This window comes from Microlunatus sagamiharensis (assembly GCF_900105785.1).
Lineage (GTDB): Bacteria > Actinomycetota > Actinomycetes > Propionibacteriales > Propionibacteriaceae > Microlunatus > Microlunatus sagamiharensis.
Genome location: NZ_LT629799.1, coordinates 2,880,528 through 2,906,930, shown reverse-complemented (window position 1 = coordinate 2,906,930; position 26,403 = coordinate 2,880,528). Strand labels below are relative to the sequence as shown.

Here is a 26,403-nt window from a genome sequence, read left to right as displayed (position 1 = left end):
AGACGGACGTGTCATCAGTGGCTGAGCGCGAGACGGTCAAGACCGGGAAGCAGTACGTGCCGCAGGACGGCCTGCTGCTCGAGGTCGACGACCTGTTCGTCGAGTTCCGCACGCGCGAGGGTGTCGCGCGTGCCATCAACGGGGTCTCCTTCGACCTGCGCGAGGGCGAGACCCTCGCCGTGCTCGGGGAGTCGGGCTCCGGCAAGTCGGTGACCGCGCAGGCGGTCATGGGCATCATCGACTCCCCGCCCGGGTACGTCACGGGCGGCGAGATCCGCTACTGCGGCCAGGACCTCCTGACGATGTCGGAGGAGGCGCGTCGCGGCATCCGCGGGCCGGAGATCTCGATGGTCTTCCAGGACGCGCTGAGCGCGCTCAACCCGGTCTTCCCGGTCGGCTGGCAGATCGCCGAGATGTTCCGGGTGCACCGCGGCATGAGCCGCTCCAACGCGCTCGAGGAGGCCGTGCGCCTCATGGAGCGCGTGCAGATCCCGGGTGCCCGGCAGCGGGTGCGGGCCTTCCCGCACCAGTTCTCGGGCGGCATGCGCCAGCGCATCATGATCGCGATGGCCATCGCGCTCGACCCGGCCGTGCTGATCGCCGACGAGCCCACCACCGCCCTCGACGTCACCGTGCAGGCCCAGATCATGGGGCTGCTGCAGGAGCTGCAGGCCGAGCGTCAGATGGGCCTGATCCTCATCACCCACGACCTCGGCGTCGTCGCCGACGTCGCGGACCGGATCGCCGTCATGTACGCGGGCCGGATCGTCGAGCAGGCCGACGTCTACGACCTGTACGCGCGTCCGGCGCACCCGTACACCGAGGGCCTCCTGGAGTCGATCCCGCGCCTGGACCAGAAGGGCGAGGTCCTCGCCGCCATCGGCGGGCTGCCGCCGAACCTGACGCGGATCCCGCCGGGCTGCCCGTTCAACCCGCGGTGCCGCTACGTGCAGGACGTCTGCCGTCACGACCCGCGCCCGCCGCTGCGCGAGGTGCAGCCGGGGCGGCTGGCCGCGTGCCACTTCTCCGAGGCCCTGCTCGTCGACAGCCCCGAGCTCCGGGTGACCCAGTCGGCGGACGAGGTCCAGCGGGCGATGGAGCACGACGAGGGCCAGGGCAGCACGCTCGACGACACGGTGCACACCGTCGACGCCGAGCAGGTCGAGCAGAGCAGGGAGCTGAGGCAGTGAGCGACGTCGTCCTGAGGGCCGAGGGCCTCAAGAAGCACTACCCGATCCGCCGCGGCGTGCTGCGCCGCACGGTCGGGCACGTGAAGGCCGTCGACGGGGTGTCGTTCGAGCTGCACCGCGGCGAGACGCTCGGCATCGTGGGGGAGTCGGGCTGCGGCAAGTCGACGCTCGGCCGGCTGCTGATGAGCCTGGAGGAGCCGACCGGCGGCAGCCTGATGTTCGACGGCGTCGACGCCTTCGCCCAGAAGGGCGGCGACCTGCGCCGGCTCCGTCGCGACATCCAGATCGTCTTCCAGGACCCCTACACCTCGCTCGACCCGCGCAAGACGGTCGGGTCGATCGTGGGGGAGCCCTTCGAGATCCACCCCGACGTCGTGCCGCGCAACAAGCGGCGCGAGCGCGTCCAGGAGCTGCTCGAGCTGGTCGGGCTCAACCCGGAGCACATCAACCGCTACCCGCATCAGTTCTCCGGCGGGCAGCGCCAGCGCATCGGCATCGCCCGGGGCGTCGCGCTGAACCCCAAGGTGATCATCTGCGACGAGCCGGTCTCCGCGCTCGACGTGTCGGTCCAGGCACAGGTCGTCAACCTGCTGGAGAAGCTGCAGGCCGAGCTGGGGCTGGCCTACATCTTCATCGCCCACGACCTCTCGGTCGTGCGCCACATCTCCGACCGCGTCGGGGTCATGTACCTCGGCCGGATGGTCGAGATCGGCGACGAGGACCAGATCTACAACCGGCCCACGCACCCGTACACCCAGGCGCTGCTCTCCGCCGTGCCGATGCCCGACCCGACGCTGCGCGGCAGCGGGCGGCAGATCATGCTCACCGGCGACGTGCCGAGCCCGGCCAACCCGCCCTCGGGCTGCCGCTTCCACACGCGCTGCTGGAAGGCGCAGGACGTCTGCTCCGTCGAGGACCCGGCGCTCGAGCCGCGCCCCGACGGCGTCGACGCCCACCGCTCGGCGTGCCACTTCGCCGAGCCCCGCGTCGTCGTCTGAGCCGCCTGCAGCCCCTGCGTCCGCCCGTCGTGCTCGACGGGCGGACGCGCTCGCGGCCGTCCTAGGGTGGACGCCGTGATCCCTCAGGCGAACCGCCGGCTGATGCTCGTCCACGCCCACCCCGACGACGAGACCATCGGCAACGGCGTGACCATGGCCCGCCACGTCGCCGAGGGCGGCCAGGTGACGCTCGTGACCTGCACGCTCGGCGAGGAGGGTGAGGTCCTCGTCCCCGAGCTCGTGCACCTCGACGCCGAGCACGAGGACAACCTCGCCCCGCAGCGGCTGTCCGAGCTGACCGAGGCCATGCGCCTCCTCGGCGTCACCGACTTCGTCCGCCTCGGCGGCGACGGCCGCTACCGCGACTCGGGGATGGCGTACGACGACAAGGGCCGCGCGATCGCCCGCGACGTCCTGCGCGACGGGATCTTCTGGACCGCCGACCTGCTCTCCGCCGCGAACGACCTCGTCGCGCTGATCCGCGACCGCCGCCCCCAGGTGCTGGTCGCGTACAACGAGATCGGCGGCTACGGCCACCCCGACCACGTGCAGGCGCACCGGGTGGCGATGTACGGCTACCTGCTGGCGGGCGTGCCCGGCTACCGGACCGACCTGGGCGAGCCGTGGACGGTCGAGCGCGTCCTCTGGAGCACCATGAGCGCCTCGCGGATGAAGGCGGCCGTCGCCGCGCTCCGGGCCGCCGGGGACGAGGAGACCTTCAAGGGCTTCGAGGACGCCGAGGGCGAGATGCCGATGATGTCGCCGGACTCCGAGATCGTCGCCGCGGTCGACGGGACCGCGTACGTGGCGCAGAAGCTCGACGCGATGCGTGCGCATGCGACCCAGATCCTCCCGGACGGCACCTTCTTCGCCGGCGGCAAGATGTCGGTCGACAGCATGTGGTCGCACGAGTTCTACCGCTTCGCCGCGGGCACGGCCTTCCCCGCCACGCCCGACAGCCCCTGGGCCGACGACCTCTTCGCCGGCCTGGGCTGACGCCCCTCGCCGGCCGAGTCCGGTGGCTGCTGCTCAGTCCGCGGCGGGCGCCAGGTAGCGGTAGCGGTGGTGCAGCGTGAAGCCCAGCCGCTCGTACGCCGCGTGCGCACCCGCGTTGGCGGCGTCGACCTGCAGGTAGCACCAGCGCGCGTCGCGCCGGGCCGCCCAGCGGCCGAGACCGTACATCACCGCGGTGGCGAGGCCCTGACGCCGGTGGTCGGGCCGGGTCCAGAGCGCGGCCACGCCCAGCCAGCCGCCGGACAGGTGGCCGCGCCCGACGGCGACCAGCCCCTCCTCGGTGCCCACCGAGCCGTACGCCCGCGGCGCCCGCCCCTCGAGCAGCCGCGTGACCAGGGCGGGGTCGGTGTCGTGCGGACGGTAGGAGTCGTAGGTCGCGCGCCAGGAGGGCGTCAGCTCCTCGTCGACCGCCACGCGCGGGTCGGGCTCGTGGTCGCCGAGCAGGTCGGCGAGGCGGACGGCCAGGACGTCGGTGGCGACGTAGGTCTCCCGCCAGCCGAGCTCCTGGAGCGCCGCGTCCTCGGTCGAGCCGGTCACGACCTGGGCGAGCGGGGGGATGGCGTGCGCGGCCGCGTACGCCCGGACGCGTGCGGCGGCCTCAGCCACGGGCAGGCCGGGGTCGCCGACCGCGAGGCAGGAGTTCGCGCGCCCGGTGAACCCCGACGCCGAGCGCAGCCACCACCCGCCGAGGGGCTCGAGGTCCACGGCCCAGGCCTCGACGGCCAGGTGCTCCAGGAGGTCGGGCGCGGTGCGCGAGGGCGCGGGTCCGCCACGGGCCTGCGGCGCGCGACGGGCGACCACGACGTCGTCGAGCGCGACGGCCCAGACGGGTGCCTCGTCGTCCGACGTCGGGTCCAGCGGTCCCTGGAGCCGCAGGGTGCGCCCGTCGGCGTCGAGCAGCCATCCCACGAGGTCGGTGGCCGAGCCGTCGGGCCTCCGCACCCGGACCACCCAGCGCTCGCCGGGCCGCGCCGAGCGCAGGGTCGAGGGAGCTCCCACCGCCGTCCGTCCTCCCGCTGGCTGACCGGCCCGCCGCCACCGGTCGGGCAGGCGCGATACTAGGGGGGCACGACCCAGACGAATGCCCCGCTGCCCGTCCAGCCCCGCTCCCGGGACCGACGGCCGCCGCCTCATCGAGGAGTTCTTCCGTGACGTACGTCATCGCCCAGCCCTGCGTCGACCTCAAGGACCGCGCCTGCGTGGAGGAGTGCCCGGTCGACTGCATCTACGAGGGCAAGCGGATGCTCTACATCCACCCCGACGAGTGCGTCGACTGCGGCGCCTGCGAGCCGGTCTGCCCGGTCGAGGCGATCTTCTACGAGGACGACACGCCCGAGGAGTGGAAGAGCTACTACGACGCCAACGTCGGGTTCTTCTCCGAGCTCGGCTCGCCCGGCGGTGCGGCCAAGATGGGCGTCATCGACGCCGACCACCCCCTCGTCGCGGCGCTGCCCCCGCAGGAGCACGACGAGTGAGGTGAGTGCCACCACGAGCACCACCAGCACGACGCGCCGTGGGCTGGGCGCCGGTCTCCCGGACTTCCCCTGGGACACCCTCGCCGGCGCCCGCGCGACGGCGAACGCCTACCCGGGCGGGGTCGTCGACCTCTCCATCGGCACGCCGGTCGACCCGACGCCCGAGGTCGCGCAGCGCGCGCTCACCGAGGCCGCCGACAGCCCGGGCTACCCGCTGACGTCGGGCACCCCCGCGCTCCGGCAGGCGCTCGCCGACCACCTGGACCGTCGCTGGGGCGCCGCCGTGCTGCCCGAGGCGACGCTGCCGGTGATCGGCAGCAAGGAGCTGGTGGCCTGGCTCCCCACCCTGCTGGGTCTGGGTGCCGGTGACGTCGTCGTCTACCCCGAGGCCGCCTACCCGACGTACGCGGCCGGCGTCCAGCTCGCCGGCGCCACGGGGGTCGCGTGCGACGACCTCACCCGCCTCGACGCCGAGGGGGTCCGCCCGGCCCTGGTCTGGCTGAACTCGCCCTCGAACCCGACCGGTCAGGTGCTCCCGGCCGAGGTGCTCGCCGAGCGCGTGGCCTGGGCCCGCGCCCACGGCGCGATCGTCGCCTCGGACGAGTGCTACGGCGAGTTCGGGTGGGAGGCCGACCCGGTGTCGGTGCTGCACCCGAGCGTGTCCGGCGACAGCCACGACGGGCTCCTGGCGCTGTTCTCGCTGAGCAAGCGGTCGAACCTGGCGGGCTACCGCGCGGGGTTCGTCGCCGGCGACCCGGCCCTGGTCTCCGAGCTGCTCGAGGTGCGCAAGCACATCGGGATGCTCGTGCCGCGGCCGGTGCAGGAGGTCATGGTCGCCGTTCTCGCCGACACCGCGCACGTGGAGGAGCAGCGCGAGCGCTACGCCTCCCGCCGGGCCCGGCTGCGCCCGGCCCTGGAGGCGGTCGGCTTCACCGTGCACCACTCCGAGGCGGGGCTCTACCTGTGGGCCACGCGCGGCGAGGGCAGCCGCGACACCCTGGCGTGGCTGGCCGAGCGCGGCATCCTCGTCGCCCCGGGCGACTTCTACGGCGCGGCGGCGGAGCAGTTCGTGCGCTTCGCGCTCACCGCGACCGACGAGCGCGTCGACGCGGCGGTGGAGCGGCTGCGCGCCTGAGTCCGTCCCTCAGCGAACCGTCACCCTGACCGTCCGCCCGACGTCCTCGCCGTCGGTCCAGGAGGGCAGCGCGTACGCGTCGCTCTCCCACACCTGGTCGTCGACCTCGACGGTGACGACCCCGTGCCGGCCGGCGTTGGCCACGGCGTACTGCGCGTACGCCCACGCCAGCCGGTCGCTCCTGGCCTTGACGGTGACGACCTGGCCCTCGGTCTCGACGTCGACCCGGAACGTCTTGCTGAGCGAGCCCGCCAGGCCCTTCGCGTCGCCGTCCGGCGTGCCGGCCACGAGGCAGGTGAAGGACCGCGCGGTCTGCCCGGTGAGGGCGCTGGCCAGCACCCGCGCGTCGGGCTCGTGGTCGCGGTAGGCGTCGGGGTAGGCGCTGCGCTGGACGGCCTGGGCGACCTTGGTGATGTCCCGGTTCTCCCAGTCGCGGACGCGGACCAGCGCGTTGTAGAACTTCGTCGTCGCGTAGTAGGGGTCCATGAGCTGCTTCTCGCTGCCCCAGCCCTGCGACGGACGCTGCTGGAAGAGCCCGACGGAGTCGCGGTCGCCGTAGTCGAGGTTGCGGATGCCCGTCTCCTGGTAGACGGTCGCCATCGCGATCGAGCCGGCTCGGGGTGCGAGGTCGCGCCGGACCGAGAGGCCGACGACGATCGAGGTGTAGTGCGCCTGGTCGGGGTCGAGGACCACGCTGCGGTCCTTGACGGTGGCCACGCAGCGCTCCTCGCCCGGCAGCGGCGGGACCACGCCCCGCCCGCGCAGCCAGCCGTGCAGGCCGACGGCCGCGACGACGACGAGGGCGAGGACCGCGAGCGCCGCCCCCAGCGCGAGGGCCCGGCGGCGCGCGTACGAGGGCCGTCGGCGGGCGGTGCTCCCTGCCCGAGGCCTCCGGCCCGGGCCAGCCGTGGCCACTACTGGTTGCTGTGCAGGGCCGCGTTGAGCTCCACCCTGCGGCCCTGGCGCGCGCGCACCTCGACGGCCCCGGTCAGCGAGCTGCGCAGGAACAGCAGGCCGTCGCTGCCCGACAGCGCCGCGGCCTTGACGACCTGCCCGTCGGGGAGCGTGACCTTGGTGCCCGCGGTGACGTAGAGGCCGGCCTCGACGACGCAGTCGTCACCGAGGGAGATGCCGACGCCGGAGTTGGCGCCGAGCAGGCAGCGCTCGCCGATCGAGACCTGCTCCTTGCCCCCGCCGGAGAGCGTGCCCATGATCGAGGCCCCGCCGCCGACGTCGGAGTCGCGCCCGACGACGACCCCCGCCGAGATGCGACCCTCGACCATCGACGTCCCGAGGGTGCCTGCGTTGTAGTTGACGAAGCCCTCCTGCATCACGGTCGTGCCCTCGGCGAGGTGGGCCCCGAGCCGTACGCGGTCGGCGTCGGCGATGCGGACGCCGCGCGGCACGACGTAGTCGACCATCCGCGGGAACTTGTCGACCCCGTGCACGGTCAGGTGGCCGAGCGCGGCCCGCAGGCGCCAGCGGACCTCCTCGAACCCCGCGACCGCGCACGCCCCGGCGCTGGTCCACACGACGTTCGGGAGCACGCCGAACAGGCCGTCCAGGTTCACGGTGCGCGGGGCGACCAGGCGGTGGCTCAGCAGGTGGAGTCGCAGGTAGGCGTCGGCGGTGTCGGCCGGCGGCGCGTCGAGGTCGATCTCGGCGCGCAGCAGCTCCACGCGGACGCCGCGCAGCTCGTCGGTGCGCTCGGCGGCGGCCCAGGCCGCGGGGGCGGGTTCGTCGCTCGCCGCCCCGAGGGCGGGGGAGGGGAAGGCGACGTCGAGGACGCCCGCCTCCTCGTGCACGGTCGCGAGGCCCCAGCCCCAGGCGCTGCGTGGACTGGCGTCGGCCTTGTCGGCCACGGCGGCGTCGGTCATGCCCCGAGCGTATCGGGGCGCACCGACAGGCCCCGCCGCCGAACGCGGGCCGCGCCCTGCGCCCGGTCCGCCCTGCCCACCGGCCTCGGTAGGGTCGCGCGCATGGCTGCACCTGCGACCGGAGCCGCACCGGACCTGCCCGCGCTCGACCTCACCGGCGACCTCACCGACCTGCTGGTGGCGCTGGTCGACATCGAGTCGGTCAGCGGCGACGAGGGGCGGGTCACCGACGCGATCGAGGCCGCGCTGCGACCGCTCGCGCACCTCGAGCTGGAGCGCGACGGCGACGTCCTCTTCGCCCGTACGCAGCTCGGCCGCGCGGAGCGGGTGGTCCTGGCCGGCCACACCGACACCGTGCCCATCGCCGGCAACGTCCCGGCCGTCGTCACCGGCGAGGGCGACGAGCGCGTGGTGCACGGTCGCGGGGCCTGCGACATGAAGGGCGGCGTGGCCGTGCAGCTCGCGGTCGCCGCCGCGCTGACGGCGCCGTCGCGCGACCTCACGTTCATCTTCTACGACCACGAGGAGGTCGAGGCCGAGCTCAACGGCCTCAACCGGATCGCCCGTGAGCGCCCAGAGCTGCTCGAGGCCACGTTCGCCGTGCTCGGCGAGCCGTCCAACGCGCGCGTCGAGGGCGGCTGCCAGGGCACCATGCGCGCCGAGGTGACCTTCACCGGCGTGGCCGCGCACTCCGCCCGCTCGTGGATGGGCCGCAACGCCGTGCACGCGGCCGGTCCGCTGCTGGAGCGGCTCTCGGGCCACACGTCGGCCGAGGTCGAGGTCGAGGGGCTGGTCTACCGGGAGGGGCTGAACGCCGTCCGGATCTCCGGCGGCATCGCGGGCAACGTCATCCCCGACCGCTGCGTCGTCGAGGTCAACTACCGCTTCGCGCCCGACAAGGACGCCGCGGCCGCCGAGGCGTACGTGCGCGAGGTCCTGCACGGCTTCGACGTCACGATCACCGACGTCGCCGTCGGCGCGCGGCCGGGGCTGGACCGGCCCGTCGCGGCCGACTTCGTCGCGGCGGTGGGCGGGGAGGCGTGGCCGAAGTTCGGCTGGACCGACGTCGCGCGCTTCTCCTCGCTCGGGATCCCGGCCGTGAACTTCGGTCCGGGCAACCCGAGCAAGGCCCACGCCGACGACGAGTTCTGCCCGACCGCCGACCTGCACACCTGCCGCGACGCGCTGCTGCGCTGGCTCGGCTAGGTCTCTCCGGGCTCGTCGGACGCCCGGCGCGACGCCCCGCGCCGACCTAGAGTCGCGGGGTGGCAGAGACGAACGGGAGCGGGCCCGGCGTCCGCAACGGGACGGGCGCCGACGGCGAGCGGACGACGACCGACCAGCGGCTGCTGGAGAGCCGCGGGCCGACCGACTGGGTGCACACCGACCCCTGGCGGGTGCTGCGCATCCAGTCCGAGTTCATCGAGGGCTTCGGGACGCTGGCCGAGCTCGGCCCGGCGACCGGCGTCTTCGGGTCGGCGCGGACGCCGGCCTCGCACCCGCTGTACGCCGCCGCGGAGGAGATCGGGAGCAAGCTCGCCGAGGCCGGCCAGGCGGTGATCACCGGCGGCGGCCCCGGGATCATGGAGGCGGCCAACAAGGGCGCGGCGCGGGCCGGCGGGGTGTCGGTCGGGCTGGGCATCGAGCTGCCCTTCGAGACCGGGCTCAACCGCTACGTCAACCTCGGCATCAACTTCCGCTACTTCTTCGCCCGCAAGACGATGTTCGTCAAGTACGCGCAGGGCTTCGTCGTGCTGCCCGGCGGCTTCGGCACGCTGGACGAGCTGTTCGAGGCGCTGACCCTCGTCCAGACCCGCAAGGTCACGTCCTTCCCGGTCGTGCTCTTCGGGGTCGACTACTGGAGCGGGCTCGTGGACTGGCTGCGCGAGAGCGCGCTGGCCCAGGGCACGGTCTCGCCCGGCGACCTCGACATCTTCACGGTGACCGACGACGTCGCGGAGGCCGTCGCCGCCGTCGTCGGCGACCCGGAGCCCGTCCGGGCCGAGCGCCCGGAGTAGCCGCCCCGCCCGCGGCGGGCGCCCGGTGCGCGGTCGGCCTGTCAAACTCTCCTCATGGAGTGGTTCATCGCGGCGATCGCCGTGGTCGCGCTGGGCGTGGCCGCGGTCGTCGCCTCGGGACGAGGAGGGTCGATGAGCTCGGAACCGGTCCGCGATACCTACGCAGCCCCGCTGCCGGAGGGCCGGTTCGACGGCCCGGCCGTGCGCGGGCTGCGCTTCGGCGTCGCGCTGCGCGGCTACGCGATGGACCAGGTCGACACGGTGCTCGACCGCCTCGCCTCCGACCTGGAGGCGCGCGACAGCCGGATCGCCGAGCTCGAGGCGCAGCTGGCGTCCGGGAGGTCCGCGGCCACCCCGAGCGGGGCGCCTGGCCGGGAGCAGGCCCGGTGAGCCTCCGCCTCGAGGTGTCACGCACCCTCCGCGCCGCCCCGCAGCGCGTCTGGGCGGAGCTGGTCGACTGGCCGCGCCAGGACCTCTGGATCCCGTTCACCCACGTCCGCGCCACCAGCGACCGGACGCGCGGGCTCGGCGTCCGGGTGGCCGCGCTCAGCGGCTTCCGCCTCGGCCCGGTCCCGGTCGGGCTGCTCGACCGGTTCGTCATCACCGGCTGGACGCCCCCCGTCGAGGCCGTCGACGGCGGGCCGGCGGAGCTCGCCGTCCTGCACCTCGGGCCTTACTTCACCGGCGAGGGCTCGTTCAAGGTCCACGACGACCCGGCCGGGTGCCGGCTGGTCTGCACCGAGGTCTTCACCCTCCCGGGCGGGACCGAGCGCCTGCTCCGCCCCGCGCTCCCGCTCATGCGGCGCGGCTTCGCCGCCAGCCTGGAGACGCTCGCCGGGATCGTCGAGGGGCCGGAGGGCGCCGACGCCGGGGGACTCCGCTCCGCCGCCGCATGAGCACCGAGGTCGTGCACGGCCCCGACGGGCTGGTGCGGTGCCCCTGGTCGCTGTCGGCGCCGGAGTACGTCGCCTACCACGACACCGAGTGGGGCTGGCCGGTCGACTCCGTGGCCGGGCTCTACGAGCGGCTGACCCTCGAGGCCTTCCAGTCCGGGCTGGCCTGGATCACCATCCTGCGCAAGCGCGAGGGGTTCCGGGCGGCGTTCGCCGGCTTCGACCCCGAGGTCGTGGCGGGCTTCGGCGAGGACGACCGCGTACGCCTGCTGGCCGACGCCGGCATCGTGCGCAACGTCGCGAAGGTCGACGCGGCCATCGCCAACGCCCGGGTCGTCGCGGTCCTGGGGGAGCGGTTCGTCGACCTGGTGTGGTCGTTCCGGACGCCGTCACCGCGGCCCCGGCCCGGCGAGCTCCGGGCCGTCACGCCGGAGTCCACGGCGCTCGCGAAGGCGCTCAAGGCCGAGGGGATCCGCTTCGTCGGCCCGACCACGGCGTACGCGCTGATGCAGGCGACCGGGCTGGTGGACGACCACCGCAGCGACTGCGAGGTGCCCGACCGCGACGCGCTGAGGGCGGCCGTGGACGCCGCTGCCGCCCGGCGTGCGCCGGAGCCGCACCGTACTGGATAATCATGCGGACCACGATCCCTAGCAGATGAGGATGCACGATGGCTGCGATGAAGCCGCGGACCGGTGACGGACCGATGGAGGTCACCAAAGAGGGTCGCGGGATCGTCATGAGGGTGCCGCTCGAGGGGGGCGGGCGCCTGGTCGTCGAGCTCAACGCGACCGAGGCGACGGACCTGGCCGAGGCCCTGAAGGGCGTCATCGGCTGAGCTCGCCCGACGACGAACGCCACAGGCCCCGCGCACACGTGCGCGGGGCCTGTGGCGTTCCCGGGACCTGCCGGTCCGGGCGGCGTCGGGTCGAGCCGAGTCAGCGGCTCTGGTGGGCCGCGATCGCGGCGCGGTAGACGTCCACCGTCTCGCCGGCGATCTTGGCCCAGCTGAACTCGTCGACGCAGCGCCGGCGCCCGGCGAGCCCGAAGGCCTCCGCCCGGCCGCGGTCCTGGGTGAGGGAGTTGACCTTGGCCGCGAACTCGGCCTCGAAGCTCCGCACGAACTCCTGGTCGTTGGCGCGTGCCGGGTCGTACGGCACGAGGTAGCCGGTCTCGCCGTCGACGACGACCTCGGGGATGCCGCCCACGGCGCTGGCCACCACGGCGGTCTCGCAGGCCATCGCCTCGAGGTTCACGATGCCGAGCGGCTCGTAGACCGACGGGCAGGCGAAGACGGTGGCGTGCGAGAGGACCTGCCGCACGCTGGCGCGGGGAAGCATCTCCTGGACCCACACCACGTTGCCGCGGCTGGAGCGCAGGTGGGCGAACGCGTCCTCGAACTCGCGCGCGATCTCGGGGGTGTCCGGCGCCCCGGCGAGCAGCACCAGCTGGGTCCCGGCGTCGAACTGCTCGGCCGCCCGGACGAGGTGGACCAGGCCCTTCTGCCGGGTGATGCGGCCGACGAAGACCACGCTGGGCGCGTCGAGCGACATCCCGATCGACTCGACGACGTCGGTGCCCGTGTCCGGCTTGAACTCCTCGGGGTCGATGCCGTTCTTGACCACGTGCAGCTTGGCCGGGTCCAGGTCGGTGTACGACTCGAGGATCCCCGTCTTCATGCCCTCGCTGACGCTGATCACGGCGTCGGCGGCCTCGAACGCGGTCCGCTCGGCCCACGACGAGAGCCGGTAGCCGCCGCCCAGCTGCTCGGCCTTCCACGGGCGGTGCGGCTCGAGCGAGTGCGCGGTCACGACGTGGGGGATGTCCTGGTAGAGCCCCGTGAGCAGTCCGCCGAGGTTCGCGTACCAGGTGTGGGAGTGCACGACGTCGACCTCGGGGACGGAGGCGACCATCGACAGGTCGGCGCCGAAGACGCGCAGGGCCACGTTCGCGCCCTCGGGGTAGGTCTCGGCGTGCGCCGTCGCCCCTGCGCGCGGCTCGCCCATGCACTGCACGTCCACGTCGACGAGCTTCTGCAGCTGCGGCACCAGCTGGGCCACGTGGACCCCGGCGCCGCCGTAGATCGTTGGCGGGTACTCCCGGGTGAGGACCGACACGGACAGGCGCCGGTCGTCGGCGGCCGGACCGTCGGTCGGGGCGAGCGTGTCGGCGTCGGCGACGTCATCGGCGGGGCTCATGCTCGCAATATCCCACGCACCCCTGGAGCGACGTCGCCCGCCTGCGATGCAGGTCGGCGAGCACGCGTACGACCCCGGGTGGCGGGCATCACAGGTGGGGCCCTAGGTTTCCGTCCATGGCCGCACCACCGAAGGTCCTGTCCATCGTCCTCGCTGGCGGCGAGGGCAAGCGGTTGATGCCCCTGACGATGGACCGGGCCAAGCCGGCCGTGCCCTTCGGCGGGACCTACCGCCTGATCGACTTCGTGCTGTCCAACCTGGCGAACGCGGGGATGCGGCAGATCGCGGTGCTGACGCAGTACAAGTCGCACTCGCTCGACCGCCACATCTCGCTGACCTGGCGCATGTCGACCATGCTCGGCAACTACGTCACGCCGGTGCCCGCGCAGCAGCGCCTCGGGCCCCGCTGGTACCAGGGCAGCGCCGACGCGATCTACCAGTCGATGAACCTGATCCGCGACGAGAAGCCCGACTACGTCGTCGTCTTCGGTGCCGACAACATCTACCGGATGGACGTCGAGCAGATGCTCGAGGCGCACATCGACGGCGGCCTCGGCCTGACCGTCGCGGGCATCCGGGTGCCGCGGTCGCAGGCCTCGGCGTTCGGCGTGATCGACGCCGACGCGTCGAACAAGATCACCGAGTTCCTCGAGAAGCCGGCCGACCCGCCCGGGACCGCCGACGACCCCGACGCGTCCTTCGCCTCGATGGGCAACTACATCTTCACCGCGCGCGACCTGATCGACGCGCTCGAGAGCGACGCCGACCTCGCCGACTCCCGCCACGACATGGGCGGCGACATCGTGCCCGACTTCGTCAGTCGCGGCGAGGCGCAGGTCTACGACTTCACCGGCAACAACGTGCCGGGCTCGACCGACCGCGACAAGGCCTACTGGCGCGACGTCGGGAGCATCGACGCCTACCACGAGGCCCACATGGACCTCGTCTCGATCGACCCGATCTTCAACCTCTACAACGCCGAGTGGCCCATCTGGACCTACCCGGTGCAGCAGCCGGCGGCGAAGTTCACCCTCCGCGGCCTCGCGCTCGACTCGCTCGTGAGCCCGGGCTGCATCATCTCGGGCGGCTCGATCGAGAGCTCGGTGCTGTCGCCGAACGTCCGCGTCGACGAGGGCTCGAAGGTCGACCACTCGGTGCTCCTGACCGGCGTCCGCGTGGGGCACAAGGCGGTCGTCCGCGACGCGATCCTCGACAAGAACGTGATCGTGCCCGACGGCACCACCGTCGGCGTGAACAAGGCCGACGACCTCGCCCGGGGCTACACGGTCTCCGACGGCGGGATCACGGTGGTCGGTAAGGGCATCACGGTCACATGATCCTCACTCCGTTCGGATGCGCCCGCCGCTCCGGTCCGACCTCTTCCTCCCTCCCGCTGACGCCGCACGACTGAGGCGCTGCTCGGGTCCGCAAGCGGCGTCATCGTCCAGTCGTCCAGAGGTCGGCGCGGCGGTCGGCGGTGGTCCGGTCCACGTGGTCAGGCTTCCCGGCCACGATCCCTGAGCTTGTCGAAGGGCTCCCGACCACGCTCCCTGGCCTGTCGACCGGCATGCGCGCCCACGATCCCTGAGCTTTTCGAAGGGCTCCTGATCTTGACTTTCAGCCCTCCTGATCTTGCTCAGGGGAGGCTTCCCTCACTTCTCTGAGGGGAGCCTCCGCTTGCTGGCGGGCGTCGCCCGGGCCGTCTAGCGTCAGCGTCACCAGCACGCAGAACGCCCTCCAGGAGGCCCCGATGACCACGACGCTCGAGATGCCCCAGGTCCACGACTGCTCGGCGACGGCCTGCGCCTACAACGACGACGGCTGCCACGCCTTCGCCATCAGCATGAACTCCGACGCCGGGTGCGCGACGTTCCTCTCCCTCAACGACAAGGGCGGCCTCGACGTCGTCGCCCAGGTCGGCGCGTGCCAGCGCAGCGACTGCCGGTTCAACGAGTCGCTCGAGTGCCGCGCCCCCTCGGTCAGGGTCGGCCCGTCCGGCACCTCGGGCGCCGACTGCCTGTCCTACCAGGCCGCCTGAGGCACCAGCCTCGTCAGCACGACGAACGGGGAGGGTTCGGCACCGCACAGGTGCCGAACCCTCCCCGTTCTGCTGCTTGCGGGAGCCGTCAGCGCTTGACCGCGGCGAGCAGGCCGTCACCCACCGGCAGGAGCGCCGCGACGAGGTCCTCGTTCTCGGTGACCGCGTCGAGCGCGAAGCGCACCGCGAGGGTGTCGTCGTCGTCCTGCGAGGAGTCGGCCGTACGCCCGCCCTGCAGCGTGTGCGTGACGACGAGCAGCCCGCCGTGGCGCAGGAGCCGCAGGCCCTGCTCGACGTAGTCGCGGTACTCGAGGGTGTCGCCCGCGACCAGGACGAGGTCGTACGCGCCGTCGCTCAGCTTGGGCAGGACGGTGAGCGCGTCGCCGGCGATCAGCCGGAACCGCTGGCTGGCGATGCCGACGGAGCTGAAGGCCCTCCGCGCCTGGCGCTGGTGGTCGGCCTCGAGGTCGACACTGGTGAGGATGCCGTCGGGCTGCATGCCCGCGAAGAGCGCCAGGCCCGACTGACCCGTGCCGGTGCCGATCTCGACGACCGCGCGGGCCTGGACCGCCGCGGCGAGGAAGGTCAGGGCCGACACGGTGCCCCGGCTCAGCGGCTCGACGCCCAGCGGCTCGGCCTCCACACGCGCCTGCGCGGCGGCGTCGCCCTCGGGCACGAAGTCCTCGGCGAACACCCAGGAGGCGGCCGCGGGCGCCGACTGCGCAGAGGTGGGGATGCCGGGGTTCGCGGCGGCGCTGGACGCGGGGGACGCGGGCGTAGGACTCACGGCGCTCACTGTATCGAGAACCGCGTGACCCCCGCCTCCGCCGGAGCCCGGCGAGAGCGCCCCGACGGGGCACGGACGCCCCCGCGGCACGTGCCGGGATCGATCACCACGCCCTAGGATGCGGCCCATGAGCCACACCGTCGTCGCCGAGCTCGTCGCGGCCGTCCTGAAGGTCGAGGTCGAGGTCGGGCAGAGCGTCGCGGCCGACGACGCCGTGGTCATCCTCGAGTCGATGAAGATGGAGATCCCCGTCCTCGCCGAGGTGGCCGGCACGGTCACCGAGATCGTGGTCGAGGACGGCGACGTGGTCAACGACGGCGACCCGCTCGTCGTGATCACGCCCGCCTGAGCGCCCGCCCGGCACGCGGGCCCGGGCCCTGGGCCCGTCGCGGTGCCCTTCGCAGCCCCCGTCCCTAGACTGAGGCCATGGCTGCGCCCGCTGGTCCGCCCTTCGGACGGCTGCTGTCCGCGATGGTGACGCCGTTCGCGCCGGACGGTTCTGTCGACCTGGACGCGGCGGCGACGCTCGCGCAGCGGCTGGTCGACGACCGCCACGACGGGCTCGTGGTCAACGGCACCGGCGGCGAGGCGCCCACGACGACCGACGCCGAGAAGGCCGACCTCGTCCGGGCCGTGGTCGACGCGGTCGGCGACCGGGTGCACGTCGTGGCCGGCATCGGCACCAACGACACCGCGCACACCCTCGAGCTCGCGGCCGCCGCGGAGAAGGCCGGCGCCGACGGGCTGCTGCTCGTCACGCCGTACTACTCCAAGCCCCCGCAGGCCGGGCTCCTCGAGCACTTCCGCACCGTGGCCGACGCCACCGGCGTGCCGGTGATGCTCTACGACATCCCGCACCGCGCCGGCACCGCGATCGCCACCGACACCCTGCTGCGCCTCGCCGAGCACCCGCGCATCGTCGCGGTCAAGGACGCCAAGGGCGACCTGGCCGCCTCCTCGCGGGTGATGGCCGAGTCCGACCTCGCGTACTACTCGGGCGAGGACGCGCTCACGCTGCCGATGCTCGCCGTGGGCGGGGTCGGCGTCGTGGGCACCTCGACCCACTTCTGCGGCCCGCAGATGCGCGCCCTCATCGATGCCGCCCTGGCCGGCGACCACGCCGAGGCGCTGCGCCTGCACCGGCAGCTGCTGCCGATCCTCACCGGCATCTTCGCCACCCAGGGCGTGATCCTGGTCAAGGCGGGCCTGGAGCTCCAGGGCCGCGGCGTCGGCGGCGTACGGCTGCCGATGGTCGCGGCGACCACCGAGGAGCGGGCGGCCCTCGCCCGGGCGCTCGACGCGGCCGGGCTGCCGTCGGGACCCGAGGCTCCGGCCTCCTGACGCCGCACCCCGGGCTCCGGGGCGCGGGAACACCGCCGGGGCGCGGCTCGTTCTTCCCCGCGTACAACCGTCTCCCCGGAGGGGGGTCACGGCGTAACGGCCCACGCAGGACGAGGGGAGGTGCACAGGTTGCTGACAGGTTTGGTCAAGGGATTGAACAGGTCGTCCCGGGACGATGAGACTCCGACCGAGGGAGCCGGCCGCTCCGGGGCCCTCGCCAAGCAGGAGGCACCCCCCGTGCGTACCGATCCCGGCACCGTGCTCGTCACCACCCCCGGTCAGGACGCGGCACCGGCCGCGCCGGCCGGCTCCGCCGAGCAGCCCGCCGTGGAGTGGCAGCCGCCGAGCTGGGAGGAGATCGTCCGCGACCACAGCGCCCGCGTCTTCCGCCTCGCCTACCGCCTCACCGGCAACGCGCACGACGCCGAGGACCTGACCCAGGACGTGTTCGTCCGGGTCTTCCGCTCCCTGCACCGCTTCCAGCCCGGCACCTTCGAGGGCTGGCTGCACCGCATCACCACGAACCTCTTCCTGGACGGTGCCCGGCGCCGCCAGAAGATCCGTTTCGACGGGCTCGCCGAGGGCAGCGACGACCGCATGGCCAGCTCCTGGCCGAACCCCTCGCAGCAGCTCGACGACGCCGACCTCGACCACGACGTGGCGGCCGCGCTCGCCGCGCTCGCGCCGACCTTCCGCGCCGCCGTCGTCCTGTGCGACATCGAGGGGCTCACCTACGAGGAGATCAGCGACGTCCTCGACCTCAAGATCGGCACGGTCCGCAGCCGGATCCACCGCGGCCGCGCCCGGCTGCGCGAGGCCCTGGCGCACCGGCGCCCCACGCTGGAGCACACCCGCTACCTCGGCGTCGACGCCGAGCCCGGCCAGCGCGTCGTGACCGACGAGGAGGTCACCTCCGGGCGGGCTGCGGCGGGCGCCTGGTGATGCGCACGTGAGCAGCTCCTGCGACGACCTCGCCGAGCTGCGCTCCGGTCTCGTCGACGGCGCCCTGTCCGCCGAGGACCGGGAGCGGGTCGCCGGCCACCTGCTCGGCTGCGCCGCCTGCCGCGCCGACGTGGCGGAGCTGCGGGCCGTCCGTGACCTGCTGGGCCGCAGCGGCGCCCGTACGGCGGCCCCCTCGCCGCTGTCCGACCGGCTCGTGAGCATCGCCGGCGACGCGTCCGCACGGCCCTGGACCAAGGCCTTCGACCGCGGCGGCTCCCTCGCCCTGCCCTCCGAGCGGCACCGGGCCCGCGTCCGCGCGCTGCTCGGGGTCATCGCGGTCGGCGCCGTCGCGACGGCGCTCGGCCTGACCGGCTGGTTCGCGGCGCCGACCAGCAGCCTGGGGGCCGTGGCCGACCCGGCCGACGAGGCGCAGGCCGAGTTCGGCGCCGCGGCGGCCGAGCTGTCGGTCACCGGGGCCTCGCTCAGCGCCCTGATGCTGCTCGACTCGCTGCCCGAGGCCACCCAGGACGCGTCCGGGGTCACCCGGCCCGAGCGGAAGGGGACCAGCCGCGAGGGCGAGCGCGACGCGGTCGCCCTGCTCGAGCGCGCCGTCGGTGCCGGCGAGACCACGACCGTCGACGGCGACCAGGCGGTCATCGCCCGTCTCGACAAGCGCGTCGTCGCCGCCAAGGTGGCCGTCGACACCCGCAGCCGCCAGGGCACCCTGGTCAGCGTCTACGACCCCGACGGGTCGGTGCTGGCGAGCTCGGTCGCCCCGCCGCAGGTCGCGGCCACCGGGGCCCCGTCCCCGGTCGACCTCATCTCCCGGGCGTACGCGCTGTCCGCCCAGCGCGGGGTCGAGGTGGCGCACCGCCCAGCGACCGTCGTCGCCGCGGAGGACGGCGAGGGCCACGTCGTCAAGCGGTGGTGGATCGACGACGCCACCGGCGTGCTGCTGTGGCAGGAGAGCTACGACGACGAGGGCCTCAGCACCGCCGCCGGCTTCACCGAGGTCTCCGTGACCCCGTACGCGGCCGTCGCGACGGTGCGGACCGGTGCGCGGTCGATCACCGCCGCGTCGGCCGCGGCGAGCGCCGCGCGGCTGAGCAGCTCCGGGTGGGACTGCAGCGACGAGCTGGCCGGCCTCGACCTGCTCCAGGTCAGCACGGACACCCCGACGGACCCGCGGTCGATGCACGCGGTCTACGGCGACGGCGCGCGCACGGTGAGCGTCCTGCAGCGCCACGGCCGCCTGAGCGGCGCGCCCGGCGGGGCGACCTGGGACGCGGGCATGGGCGTCTGGCGCCACGCCGGTGCGGTGCGCTGGGCGACGTGGCAGTCGGGCGACACCGTCTACACCGTCACCACCGACGGCTCGCCCAAGCTCCTGAGCCGGGCGGTCTCCGCCTTCCCGCACGAGGGTGCGGTCGAGACGACTACCCTGGGCCGCGTGCGCGAGGGCTGGTCGAGGATCTTCGCCGATCTGACGGCCTGAGATGGCCGACGGTCCGGCCCCGGACCGGGCGAGCGCGCCCCGCGTCCCGGACACCCGTGCGACGCCCTGGTCTCCGCCGCACGCCGCCGAGCAGGCGCCCGCCGCGTACCACTGGCCCTTCGGCGAACCCGTCAGCGCTCCCGAGCCGCCCCGGTCGCCCCGTCGCCGTGCGGGGGGCACCGCCGGGGTGATCGCCCTGGCCGCGGTGACCGCGCTGCTCGTCGGCGGCGGTGCCGGCTTCGGCGCGGCCCGGCTCTCCGAGCGCCCGGCCTCGACGTCCGTCAGCGACCCCGCGCCCTCCGAACCGGCACCCGCACCGGTACCGTCCGGCGAGACCACCACCACCGTGGAGGTCGCCCGCCGCGCGCTGCCGGGCACGGTGATGATCGAGGTGCGCGGGTCGGGCGAGCAGGGCACGGGCTCCGGCTTCGTGCTCGACCGCGAGGGGCACATCATGACGAACAACCACGTGGTCGCCGGCGCGGCCGACGGCGCCCGGCTGCGCGTGGTCTTCTCCGACGGTCGCCGCACGAGCGCGACGCTCGTCGGCCGCAGCCCGTCCTACGACCTCGCCGTGATCAAGGTCGACGCCGACGAGCGCCTCCGCCCCCTCGAGACCGGCGACTCCTCGTCGGCCCGGGTCGGGGCGACCGTGGTCGCCGTGGGCTCGCCGCTGGGGCTGCCCGGCACGGTCACGCAGGGGATCGTGTCCGCGGTCGACCGGCCGGTCACGGTGAACGAGTCGGGCAGCGCGGACGCGCCGACGGCGTACATCGACGGCATCCAGACCGACGCGCCGATCAACCCGGGCAACTCCGGCGGTCCGCTCGTCGACGCCTCGGCCCGCGTCGTCGGCGTCAACTCCGCGATCCTCACGCTCGGCTCCGGCCAGGGCCAGGCGGGCAACATCGGCATCGGCTTCGCCATCCCGATCAACCAGGCCCGCACCATCGGCGACCTCCTGGTCAAGGACGGCAGGGCGACGTACCCCGTCGTCGGCGTGCAGCTGCGCGAGACCTCGCGCGGCGTGGAGCTGTCGAGCGTCGAGGCCGGCGGCGCCGCGCGCAAGGCGGGCCTGCGCGCCGGTGACCTGGTCTCCAGCGTCGACGAGCGGCGCGTGACGACCCGCGAGGAGCTGGTCGTCGCGGTCCGCACCCACCGCCCCGGCGAGGTCGTGCGCTTCGGCTACACGCGCGACGGGGCCAAGACCGAGACCGACGTGACGCTCGGTGGGAAGGTGGGCTGACGTGACCCCACTGCTGCTCGACATCAACGGCCCGGAGTTCGCGCTGCTCCTGGTCCTCGCGGTCATCCTCTTCGGCCCGGAACGGCTGCCCGACCTGGCCCGCAAGGCCGCGCGCCTGGTGAGCTTCCTGCGCGCCACCGCCAACAACGCCCAGCAGCAGCTGACCAAGGAGCTCGGCCCCGAGTTCCAGAACCTCGACTTCCGCGACCTCAACCCGCGCTCGTTCATCCAGAAGAACCTGCTCGACAACTCCGTCGTCGCCGACGTCAAGGCCGAGATCGCCGGGGTGGGGGAGACGCTCTCGGAGTCGCAGGACTCGCTGCGCAAGTCCATCGACGGCGCCAAGGACGTGAGCCCGGGCGGCCCGGCGGACGCCATGGCCGCCGCCACCCCCGCGCGGACGCCGTACGACTCGGAGGCGACCTAGCCCGACGGGGGCGAGCCCCCACCCCGGCCGTGACCCGCGACGCGCGCCGCACCCGGCGCAGCGCGGGGCGTCCGGCCGGGGGCCGGTGCTCAGCGGTGCCGAGCGGTCGTGAAGCCCGTGAAGCCGGTCTGGAAGCCGCTGAACGCCGGCCGGTTGCCGTTGACGGCGATCCAGTCGCCGTGCGGGCGCAGGCGCGCGAGCCCGGGCCCGACGTTCTCGAGGGTGACGCCCCCGTGGAGCAGGGTGCGGGTGGTGGCCTGCAGGGCCTCGTCGGCCGTGGCGTCAGGACCGAGGGTGTCGGCCCCCGTGGCCAGGACCGAGCGGGCGTCGAAGAGCCAGTCGACCGCACCGCCCGAGAACCCCGGCGCCGGCGTCGTCACGTACGGGGAGTCCGGACCGGTCCCCTCCGAGAAGAGCGACGCGTAGCCGGTGAGCAGGAGCACGCACCCGCGCGGCGGGATGCGCCCGTGCCGGCGCTCCCAGTCGCGCAGGTCGTCGCGACCGACGAGGAAGTCGGGGCCGTCCGTCGCGATGCGGCGGCGGACGTCGACGACCGCGAGCGGCATGAGGGTGAAGTCCTCGTCCAGCTGGTCGAGGCGCTTGCCGCCGATGATGAAGTGCACCGGGGCGGAGACGTGACTGGCGGTGTGGGTGCCCAGGCTGGTGATGCGCTCCAGGAGGTAGCCGCCGTCGTCGTGGGCCGGCGTCCGGGTGTCGTCCGCGACCTCCCACGTGAAGGCGGGGTCGCCCGGGTAGAGCGGCACGCCGTCGCGCAGCGACAGGGTGAGGGGCACGCGGTCGGCGGTCCGCGGGTCGACCTGCTGGTAGCCGGGCGGGATGCTCCGCGGGGCCCACGAGCCCTGACCGGGCGCGGCGTCCGCCCGGACCGGGGTGAGGGCCGCGCTGCCGGCGGCCGTGAGGCCGGCGGCGATCACGGTGCGGCGGCTCACGGCCGGGCGTGCGGTCGGTCGTGTGGTGGTCACGGGCGCTCCGTCCGGCGGCGGGTCCAGGGCGGCGCCGGTGCGCCGGGTGCCCGCACCCCCGTCATAGCCCACCGACGGACCTCGGGGGAAGAGGGGGAGCCACCACGTCTCGGACCCGCCGGTCTCGCAGCCCGACGGGCCCACGCGGGTCAGACGGGCGAGAGGCCCAGCTGGCGACCGAGGAGGTTGCGGCCACGGGCGGCGATGCCGTCGGCGAGGTCGAGGAGGGCCTTCGCGGCCGTCGTCTCGGGCGCGTCGACGACGATCGGGGAGCCCTCGTCGCCACCGGCCCGCAGGCGCGGGTCCAGCGGGATCTCGGCGAGCACCGGGACGCGGTAGCCGAGACGGCTGGTGAGGGCGTCGGAGACGGTCTCCCCGCCGCCGGAGCCGAAGACGTCGTGCCGCTCCAGCTCGCCGCAGTGCGCGCAGGTGGTCTCGAGGTAGGCCATGTTCTCCACGACGCCGATGACACGCTGGTTCATCATCGAGGCCATCGTCCCGGCGCGCTCGGCGACCTCGGCTGCCGCCTGCTGCGGCGTGGTGACGACGAGGACCTCGGCGTTCGGCAGCTTCTGGCCCAGCGAGATGGCGACGTCGCCGGTGCCGGGCGGCAGGTCCAGGAGCAGGTAGTCGAGGTCGCCCCAGTAGACGTCGGAGAGCATCTGCGTGAGGGCACGGTCGAGGATCGGCCCGCGCCAGGCGACGACCTGGTCGCGGCGCGGCTTGAGCATGCCGATGGAGATGACCTTCAGCCCCTGCGTGGGGACGGGCATGATCATGTCCTCGACCGCGGTGGGCTTCGCGTCGCCCACGCCGAGCATGGCCGGCACCGAGTGCCCGTAGATGTCGGCGTCGAGAAGGCCGACCATGTGCCCGCGGCGCGCGAGCGCGAGGGCCAGGTTGACCGTCACCGAGGACTTGCCGACGCCGCCCTTGCCGGACGCGACCGCGATGACCTTCGTCAGCGAACCGGGCTGGGCGAAGGGGATCTCCCGCTCCGGCGTCCCGCCCTTGAGGACGTCGCGCAGGGCCGTGCGCTGCTCGTCGCTCATGACCCCGAGGTCGACCTCGACCCCGCTGATGCCCTCGACGGCGGAGACCGCCGCGGTGACGTCGCGGGTCAGGGTGTCCTTCATGGGGCAGCCGGAGACGGTGAGCAGGACGCGTACGCGCGCGCGGCCGTCGGCGTCGACGTCGAGGGCGTCGACCATCCCGAGCTCGGTGATGGGCCGGCGGATCTCGGGGTCGTTCACGCCGTGGAGGGCGGCGCGGACGCGAGGGACGAGCGGGTGCTCGCGGGTGTCGTCAGTCTGGTCGAGCGTCGTCGAGGTCATGATGACCCAAGGGTAGGTCGCTCCGGGTGAGGCCCTCGCGCGCTCAGCGGGAGCGGGCACCCCGGTCGCGCCGGCCGTTCTCCGAGCCCGCGTCGCGCCGGGAGCCGGGGGACGCCGCCACCGGCTGCTCCGCGCGCTCGCCGCGGTCGCGACGGTCGCCGCGCTCCGCCCCGCTCGGGGTGCCGAGCACGTCGAGCTCGTCCTCCTCCTCGCGGTCGAGCTCGTCGATGATCGCGCGGAGCTCGCCGCGGAGCTGGCCGCGCAGGAAGTCGCGGGTGGCCAGCTCGCCGACCGACATCCGCAGCCCGGCGATCTCGCGGGCCAGGAAGTCCATGTCGGCACGGCTCTGCGCGGTCTGCTCGCGGTCGGCCTCGAGCGCCACGCGGTCCCGGGCCTCCTGCCGGTTCTGCGCGAGCAGGATGAGCGGGGCCGCGTACGAGGCCTGGAGCGACAGCACCAGGGTCAGGAAGATGAAGGGGTACTCGTCGAAGCGCGGCCGCGGGGGCCCGTAGGGGACGTTCCACAGGACCCACACGACGATGACGACCGTCATGCCGCCGAGGAACCGGGCTGTGCCCATGAAGCGGGCGAAGCCCTCGGCGAACTTGCCGAAGGCGTCGCGGTCCCAGCGCACGCGCGGGACGACCCACCGGGTCCGACGGCCCGGCGTGTTCAGCCGCTGCTGGTCGCGGGCGGGCCCGGCGTCGCGCTCGTCGCGCTCAGCCCTGGCCACGGCTCACCGCCTCGTCGAGCGGGCGGACGGGCGGGATCTGGCCGATGCCGGTGGCCTCCTCGATCGGCGCGTCGAGCTGGTTGCCCCGCCAGTCGGCGGGCAGCGCGTGGTCGAGGACGTCGTCGACGGTGATCGCGCCGATGAGGCGGTGCGCGGAGTCGACCACGGGGGCGTTGACCAGGTTGTACGTGGCGAAGTAGCGGCTGACCGCGTGCAGGCCGGCGTCGACGCTGACCGGCTCGATGTCGGTGTCCACCAGCGCGGACACCAGCGTCGAGGGTGGCTCGCGCAGCAGCCGCTGGAAGTGGACGGCGCCGATGTAGCGCCCGGTCGGCGTCTCCAGGGGTGCGCGGCACACGTACGCCATGCACGCCAGCGCCGGGGTCAGGGTGGGCTCGCGGATGCGGGCCAGGGCGTCGGCGACCGTCGCGTCGGGCGGCAGGACCACCGGCTCCGGCGTCATCATGCCGCCCGCGGTGAACTCGCTGTAGCTGAGCAGCCGGCGCACGTCGCGGGCCTCGTCGGGCTCCATCCGCTGCAGCAGCCGCTCGGCCATGTCGTCGCTCAGCTCGTTGATCAGGTCCGCCGCGTCGTCGGGATCCATCTCCTCGAGCACGTCCGCCGCGCGGTCGGTGTCGAGCGAGCTGATCAGCGCGACCTGCTCGTCCTCGGGCAGCTCCTCGATCGCGTCGGCCAGCTTGGTGTCGTCGAGGGCGGAGGCGACCTCGACCCGGCGCTCGGGCGACATCTCGTGCAGCTCGCGCGCGACGTCGGCGGCCTTCATGTCCTCCAGGTGGGCCAGCATCTGCTCGGTGCCCTGGCCGACCGTCGTGCCGGGCAGGCGGATGTCGCGCCAGTCGACGATCGTCACCGCACCGGGGCGGCCGAAGCGCCGGACCGGGCCGGTCGCCCGCAGCGCCACCTTCGACAGCTCCCAGTCCTGGGAGCGCACCGGCTGCATGGCGACGTCGAAGATCACGGCCTTGCCGCTGTGGTCCAAGCGGTCGACGGTCAGGTCGAAGAGGTCGTCGGTCACCAACGTCTCGGAGTCGCGCCGCTCGAAGCGGCGGGTGTTCACGACCCCGGTGATCACCACCTGCACCGCGTCGATGCTCGACGTGCGCACCATCGGGATGAAGATCCGGTGCCGGGCGAAGAGCTCGACCACCAGGCCCTTCACCCGCGGTGCGAGCAGGCCCGCCCGTCGCTGCACGACGACGTCGCGCAGCCGTCCCACCTGGTCGCCCGACAGGTCGAGGACCGGCAGGCCACGGATGCGTGAGACGAAGATCGTGCTCGAGGTCGGGGACGCCACGCCTGCGATTATCGTCCCCGGCGCAGGGTCTGCCGGCCACGGCACGTGCGAGGCTGGACACGCTCCGTCGCAGCGCCGTCCGGCGCACTTGATGATCATGAGAGGGGACCGACCTTGTCCGACGATCATGGTGGCGTCGCGCGCGTCGGCTACCAGGACCTCTGCGTCGACGTCACCGACCTCGAGGCCGGCGCCGCCTTCCTCGGCCCGCTGCTCGGGCTCGAGGTGCAGAGGCGGCGTGACGCGGTGCTGCTCCTCGGTGACGACGAACCGCGCCACGCCGTCTGGCTGAACCTCGTGAGCGAGCCGCGCACGGCCAAGAACCGCGTGCACCTGGACGTGGACGTGGCGGCCGTCGAGGACGTGACGGCGGCGGGCGCGCGGGTGCTCGACGCCTCGCAGCCCTGGACCGTGCTGACGCAGGCCCAGGCCGGCGAGCTGTGCGCCTTCGTCCGGCCGGCCGAGCGGCTGCGGCCCTACCGGCTCTACGAGCTCGTCGTCGACTGCGACGACCCGCGCGGTCTGGGCACGTGGTGGGCGGAGCGGTTCGGGGTGGAGCTGCAGGACGACGGGGAGGTGGTCTGGCTGCCCGGCGGTCCCGACGGCGTCCCCGCGGCCGGCAGCGGTCTGCCGTGGGAGCTGGTCTTCGCCGGCGTCCCCGAACGCAAGCGGGTCAAGAACCGGGTGCACTTCGACGTCGTCGGAACGGCCTCCGAGCTCCTCGACGCCGGCGCCACGCTGCTGCGCGCCCGCGACGACGAGATCTCCTGGGACGTGCTCGCCGATCCCGAGGGCAACGAGTTCTGCGTCTTCGCCCCGGAGGACGCCGAGGAGGGCTGACCCCGGGCAGGCCTCGTGGTCGGGGCGCCCGACCACGAACTCTCGACCGCGACTTCAGAGGCGCGTGCGACCGGTGTGCAGAGCGGGGCGGGACGGCTTACCGTTCTCGCGCTCGGGGACCCTG

The 26,403-nt window shown here is 73.9% G+C and carries 27 protein-coding genes and 2 pseudogenes; 20 read left to right on the top strand and 9 right to left on the bottom strand.

The window, feature by feature from the left end; all coding sequences use genetic code 11:
* Window positions 1–56: 56 nt before the first annotated feature.
* From BLU42_RS13330 to mshB, 3 genes and pseudogenes are all read left to right on the top strand, one after another.
* A pseudogene (locus tag BLU42_RS13330) lies at window positions 57–1,040 on the top strand (ABC transporter ATP-binding protein); the annotation flags it as partial.
* Window positions 1,041–1,186: 146 nt separating this feature from the next.
* Window positions 1,187–2,188, top strand: a complete 1,002-nt coding sequence (locus BLU42_RS13325; protein WP_091075121.1) for an ABC transporter ATP-binding protein — start codon at window positions 1,187–1,189, stop codon at window positions 2,186–2,188.
* Between the two features lie 75 nt (window positions 2,189–2,263).
* Window positions 2,264–3,184 (top strand): N-acetyl-1-D-myo-inositol-2-amino-2-deoxy-alpha-D-glucopyranoside deacetylase, encoded by a 921-nt coding sequence (gene mshB, locus BLU42_RS13320; RefSeq protein ID WP_231918144.1) that lies wholly within the window; start codon window positions 2,264–2,266, stop codon window positions 3,182–3,184.
* A gap of 33 nt (window positions 3,185–3,217) precedes the next feature.
* Here the strand turns inward: mshB and BLU42_RS13315 are convergent, their stop codons facing one another.
* The gene (locus BLU42_RS13315) at window positions 3,218–4,201 is read right to left on the bottom strand and encodes a GNAT family N-acetyltransferase (protein ID WP_157719972.1); all 984 of its coding nucleotides are present in this window, start codon (window positions 4,199–4,201) and stop codon (window positions 3,218–3,220) included.
* 149 nt (window positions 4,202–4,350) lie between these two features.
* Between BLU42_RS13315 and fdxA the strand changes: the two genes are divergently transcribed.
* Complete coding sequence (fdxA, locus tag BLU42_RS13310) at window positions 4,351–4,677, top strand: ferredoxin (protein ID WP_091075115.1); 327 nt, start codon at window positions 4,351–4,353, stop codon at window positions 4,675–4,677.
* A gap of 1 nt (window position 4,678) precedes the next feature.
* Window positions 4,679–5,812 (top strand): succinyldiaminopimelate transaminase, encoded by a 1,134-nt coding sequence (gene dapC / locus BLU42_RS13305; protein WP_269457989.1) that lies wholly within the window; start codon window positions 4,679–4,681, stop codon window positions 5,810–5,812.
* A gap of 9 nt (window positions 5,813–5,821) precedes the next feature.
* On the opposite strand, the gene BLU42_RS13300 is transcribed toward dapC, so the two are convergent.
* Both BLU42_RS13300 and dapD read right to left on the bottom strand, forming a co-directional pair.
* Window positions 5,822–6,727, bottom strand: coding sequence for a hypothetical protein (locus tag BLU42_RS13300; protein ID WP_091075113.1), 906 nt, complete (start codon window positions 6,725–6,727; stop codon window positions 5,822–5,824).
* Complete coding sequence (gene dapD / locus BLU42_RS13295) at window positions 6,727–7,689, bottom strand: 2,3,4,5-tetrahydropyridine-2,6-dicarboxylate N-succinyltransferase (RefSeq protein ID WP_091075110.1); 963 nt, start codon at window positions 7,687–7,689, stop codon at window positions 6,727–6,729. Before dapD ends, BLU42_RS13300 begins: the two co-directional genes overlap by 1 nt.
* 102 nt (window positions 7,690–7,791) lie before the next feature.
* Between dapD and dapE the strand changes: the two genes are divergently transcribed.
* The 6 genes from dapE to BLU42_RS13265 are packed head-to-tail and all read left to right on the top strand — an operon-like array spanning window position 7,792 to window position 11,438.
* Window positions 7,792–8,895, top strand: a complete 1,104-nt coding sequence (gene dapE, locus BLU42_RS13290) for a succinyl-diaminopimelate desuccinylase (RefSeq protein WP_091075108.1) — start codon at window positions 7,792–7,794, stop codon at window positions 8,893–8,895.
* Between the two features lie 59 nt (window positions 8,896–8,954).
* A complete protein-coding gene (locus BLU42_RS13285) occupies window positions 8,955–9,707 on the top strand; it encodes an LOG family protein (RefSeq protein WP_091075106.1) in 753 nt (250 codons plus the stop codon).
* 54 nt (window positions 9,708–9,761) lie between these two features.
* Window positions 9,762–10,097, top strand: coding sequence for a DivIVA domain-containing protein (locus BLU42_RS13280; protein ID WP_091075104.1), 336 nt, complete (start codon window positions 9,762–9,764; stop codon window positions 10,095–10,097).
* A complete protein-coding gene (locus BLU42_RS13275; RefSeq protein WP_091075102.1) occupies window positions 10,094–10,603 on the top strand; it encodes an SRPBCC family protein in 510 nt (169 codons plus the stop codon). The genes BLU42_RS13280 and BLU42_RS13275 overlap by 4 nt, the downstream gene beginning before the upstream one ends.
* Window positions 10,600–11,232, top strand: coding sequence for a DNA-3-methyladenine glycosylase I (locus BLU42_RS13270; RefSeq protein ID WP_091075093.1), 633 nt, complete (start codon window positions 10,600–10,602; stop codon window positions 11,230–11,232). Before BLU42_RS13275 ends, BLU42_RS13270 begins: the two co-directional genes overlap by 4 nt.
* A 38-nt stretch (window positions 11,233–11,270) precedes the next feature.
* Complete coding sequence (locus tag BLU42_RS13265) at window positions 11,271–11,438, top strand: DUF3117 domain-containing protein (protein ID WP_091075091.1); 168 nt, start codon at window positions 11,271–11,273, stop codon at window positions 11,436–11,438.
* Between the two features lie 100 nt (window positions 11,439–11,538).
* Here BLU42_RS13265 and glgA read toward each other — a convergent pair whose 3' ends face one another.
* On the bottom strand, window positions 11,539–12,723 hold the full coding sequence (gene glgA / locus BLU42_RS13260; protein ID WP_091080441.1) for a glycogen synthase: 1,185 nt from the start codon (window positions 12,721–12,723) through the stop codon (window positions 11,539–11,541).
* 191 nt (window positions 12,724–12,914) lie between these two features.
* Here glgA and glgC point away from each other — a divergent pair, with 191 nt between their 5' ends.
* Together glgC and BLU42_RS13250 are read left to right on the top strand one after the other, a co-directional pair.
* Window positions 12,915–14,135, top strand: a complete 1,221-nt coding sequence (gene glgC, locus BLU42_RS13255) for a glucose-1-phosphate adenylyltransferase (RefSeq protein ID WP_091075088.1) — start codon at window positions 12,915–12,917, stop codon at window positions 14,133–14,135.
* Window positions 14,136–14,548: 413 nt separating this feature from the next.
* Window positions 14,549–14,836, top strand: a complete 288-nt coding sequence (locus BLU42_RS13250; RefSeq protein WP_091075086.1) for a DUF1540 domain-containing protein — start codon at window positions 14,549–14,551, stop codon at window positions 14,834–14,836.
* An 88-nt stretch (window positions 14,837–14,924) separates the two neighbouring features.
* Here BLU42_RS13250 and BLU42_RS13245 read toward each other — a convergent pair whose 3' ends face one another.
* Complete coding sequence (locus tag BLU42_RS13245; RefSeq protein ID WP_407940270.1) at window positions 14,925–15,572, bottom strand: O-methyltransferase; 648 nt, start codon at window positions 15,570–15,572, stop codon at window positions 14,925–14,927.
* A gap of 178 nt (window positions 15,573–15,750) precedes the next feature.
* Between BLU42_RS13245 and BLU42_RS13240 the strand changes: the two genes are divergently transcribed.
* The 6 genes from BLU42_RS13240 (at window position 15,751) to BLU42_RS13215 (ending at window position 21,074) form a co-directional block, all read left to right on the top strand.
* Window positions 15,751–15,972 carry a biotin/lipoyl-binding carrier protein gene (locus BLU42_RS13240; protein WP_091075082.1) on the top strand — a complete coding sequence of 74 codons (222 nt, stop codon included), beginning with the start codon at window positions 15,751–15,753 and terminating at the stop codon, window positions 15,970–15,972.
* A 77-nt stretch (window positions 15,973–16,049) separates the two neighbouring features.
* Window positions 16,050–16,964, top strand: coding sequence for a 4-hydroxy-tetrahydrodipicolinate synthase (gene dapA, locus BLU42_RS13235; RefSeq protein WP_091075080.1), 915 nt, complete (start codon window positions 16,050–16,052; stop codon window positions 16,962–16,964).
* Window positions 16,965–17,291: 327 nt separating this feature from the next.
* The gene (sigE, locus tag BLU42_RS13230; protein WP_231918599.1) at window positions 17,292–17,906 is read left to right on the top strand and encodes an RNA polymerase sigma factor SigE; all 615 of its coding nucleotides are present in this window, start codon (window positions 17,292–17,294) and stop codon (window positions 17,904–17,906) included.
* Window positions 17,907–17,913: 7 nt separating this feature from the next.
* Window positions 17,914–19,401: an anti-sigma factor family protein gene (locus tag BLU42_RS20890; protein WP_091075077.1), complete on the top strand. Its 1,488-nt coding sequence runs from the start codon at window positions 17,914–17,916 to the stop codon at window positions 19,399–19,401.
* 1 nt (window position 19,402) lies between these two features.
* Window positions 19,403–20,647: a S1C family serine protease gene (locus BLU42_RS13220; RefSeq protein ID WP_091075076.1), complete on the top strand. Its 1,245-nt coding sequence runs from the start codon at window positions 19,403–19,405 to the stop codon at window positions 20,645–20,647.
* 1 nt (window position 20,648) lies between these two features.
* Window positions 20,649–21,074, top strand: a complete 426-nt coding sequence (locus BLU42_RS13215) for a twin-arginine translocase TatA/TatE family subunit (protein WP_157719971.1) — start codon at window positions 20,649–20,651, stop codon at window positions 21,072–21,074.
* Window positions 21,075–21,163: 89 nt separating this feature from the next.
* Here BLU42_RS13215 and BLU42_RS13210 read toward each other — a convergent pair whose 3' ends face one another.
* From BLU42_RS13210 to BLU42_RS13195, 4 genes and pseudogenes are all read right to left on the bottom strand, one after another.
* On the bottom strand, window positions 21,164–22,057 hold the full coding sequence (locus BLU42_RS13210) for a cyclase family protein (protein WP_157719970.1): 894 nt from the start codon (window positions 22,055–22,057) through the stop codon (window positions 21,164–21,166).
* Window positions 22,058–22,206: 149 nt separating this feature from the next.
* The gene (locus BLU42_RS13205) at window positions 22,207–23,391 is read right to left on the bottom strand and encodes an Mrp/NBP35 family ATP-binding protein (protein WP_091075070.1); all 1,185 of its coding nucleotides are present in this window, start codon (window positions 23,389–23,391) and stop codon (window positions 22,207–22,209) included.
* Window positions 23,392–23,605: 214 nt separating this feature from the next.
* A pseudogene (locus tag BLU42_RS13200) lies at window positions 23,606–24,124 on the bottom strand (DUF1003 domain-containing protein); the annotation flags it as partial.
* Window positions 24,111–25,439: a magnesium transporter MgtE N-terminal domain-containing protein gene (locus BLU42_RS13195; protein ID WP_231918142.1), complete on the bottom strand. Its 1,329-nt coding sequence runs from the start codon at window positions 25,437–25,439 to the stop codon at window positions 24,111–24,113. The pseudogene BLU42_RS13200 and the gene BLU42_RS13195, both read right to left, overlap by 14 nt.
* Window positions 25,440–25,553: 114 nt before the next feature.
* On the opposite strand from BLU42_RS13195, the gene BLU42_RS20885 reads away from it, so the two are divergent.
* Window positions 25,554–26,279: a VOC family protein gene (locus tag BLU42_RS20885; RefSeq protein WP_172825793.1), complete on the top strand. Its 726-nt coding sequence runs from the start codon at window positions 25,554–25,556 to the stop codon at window positions 26,277–26,279.
* The last annotated feature ends 124 nt before the right edge of the window (window positions 26,280–26,403 follow it).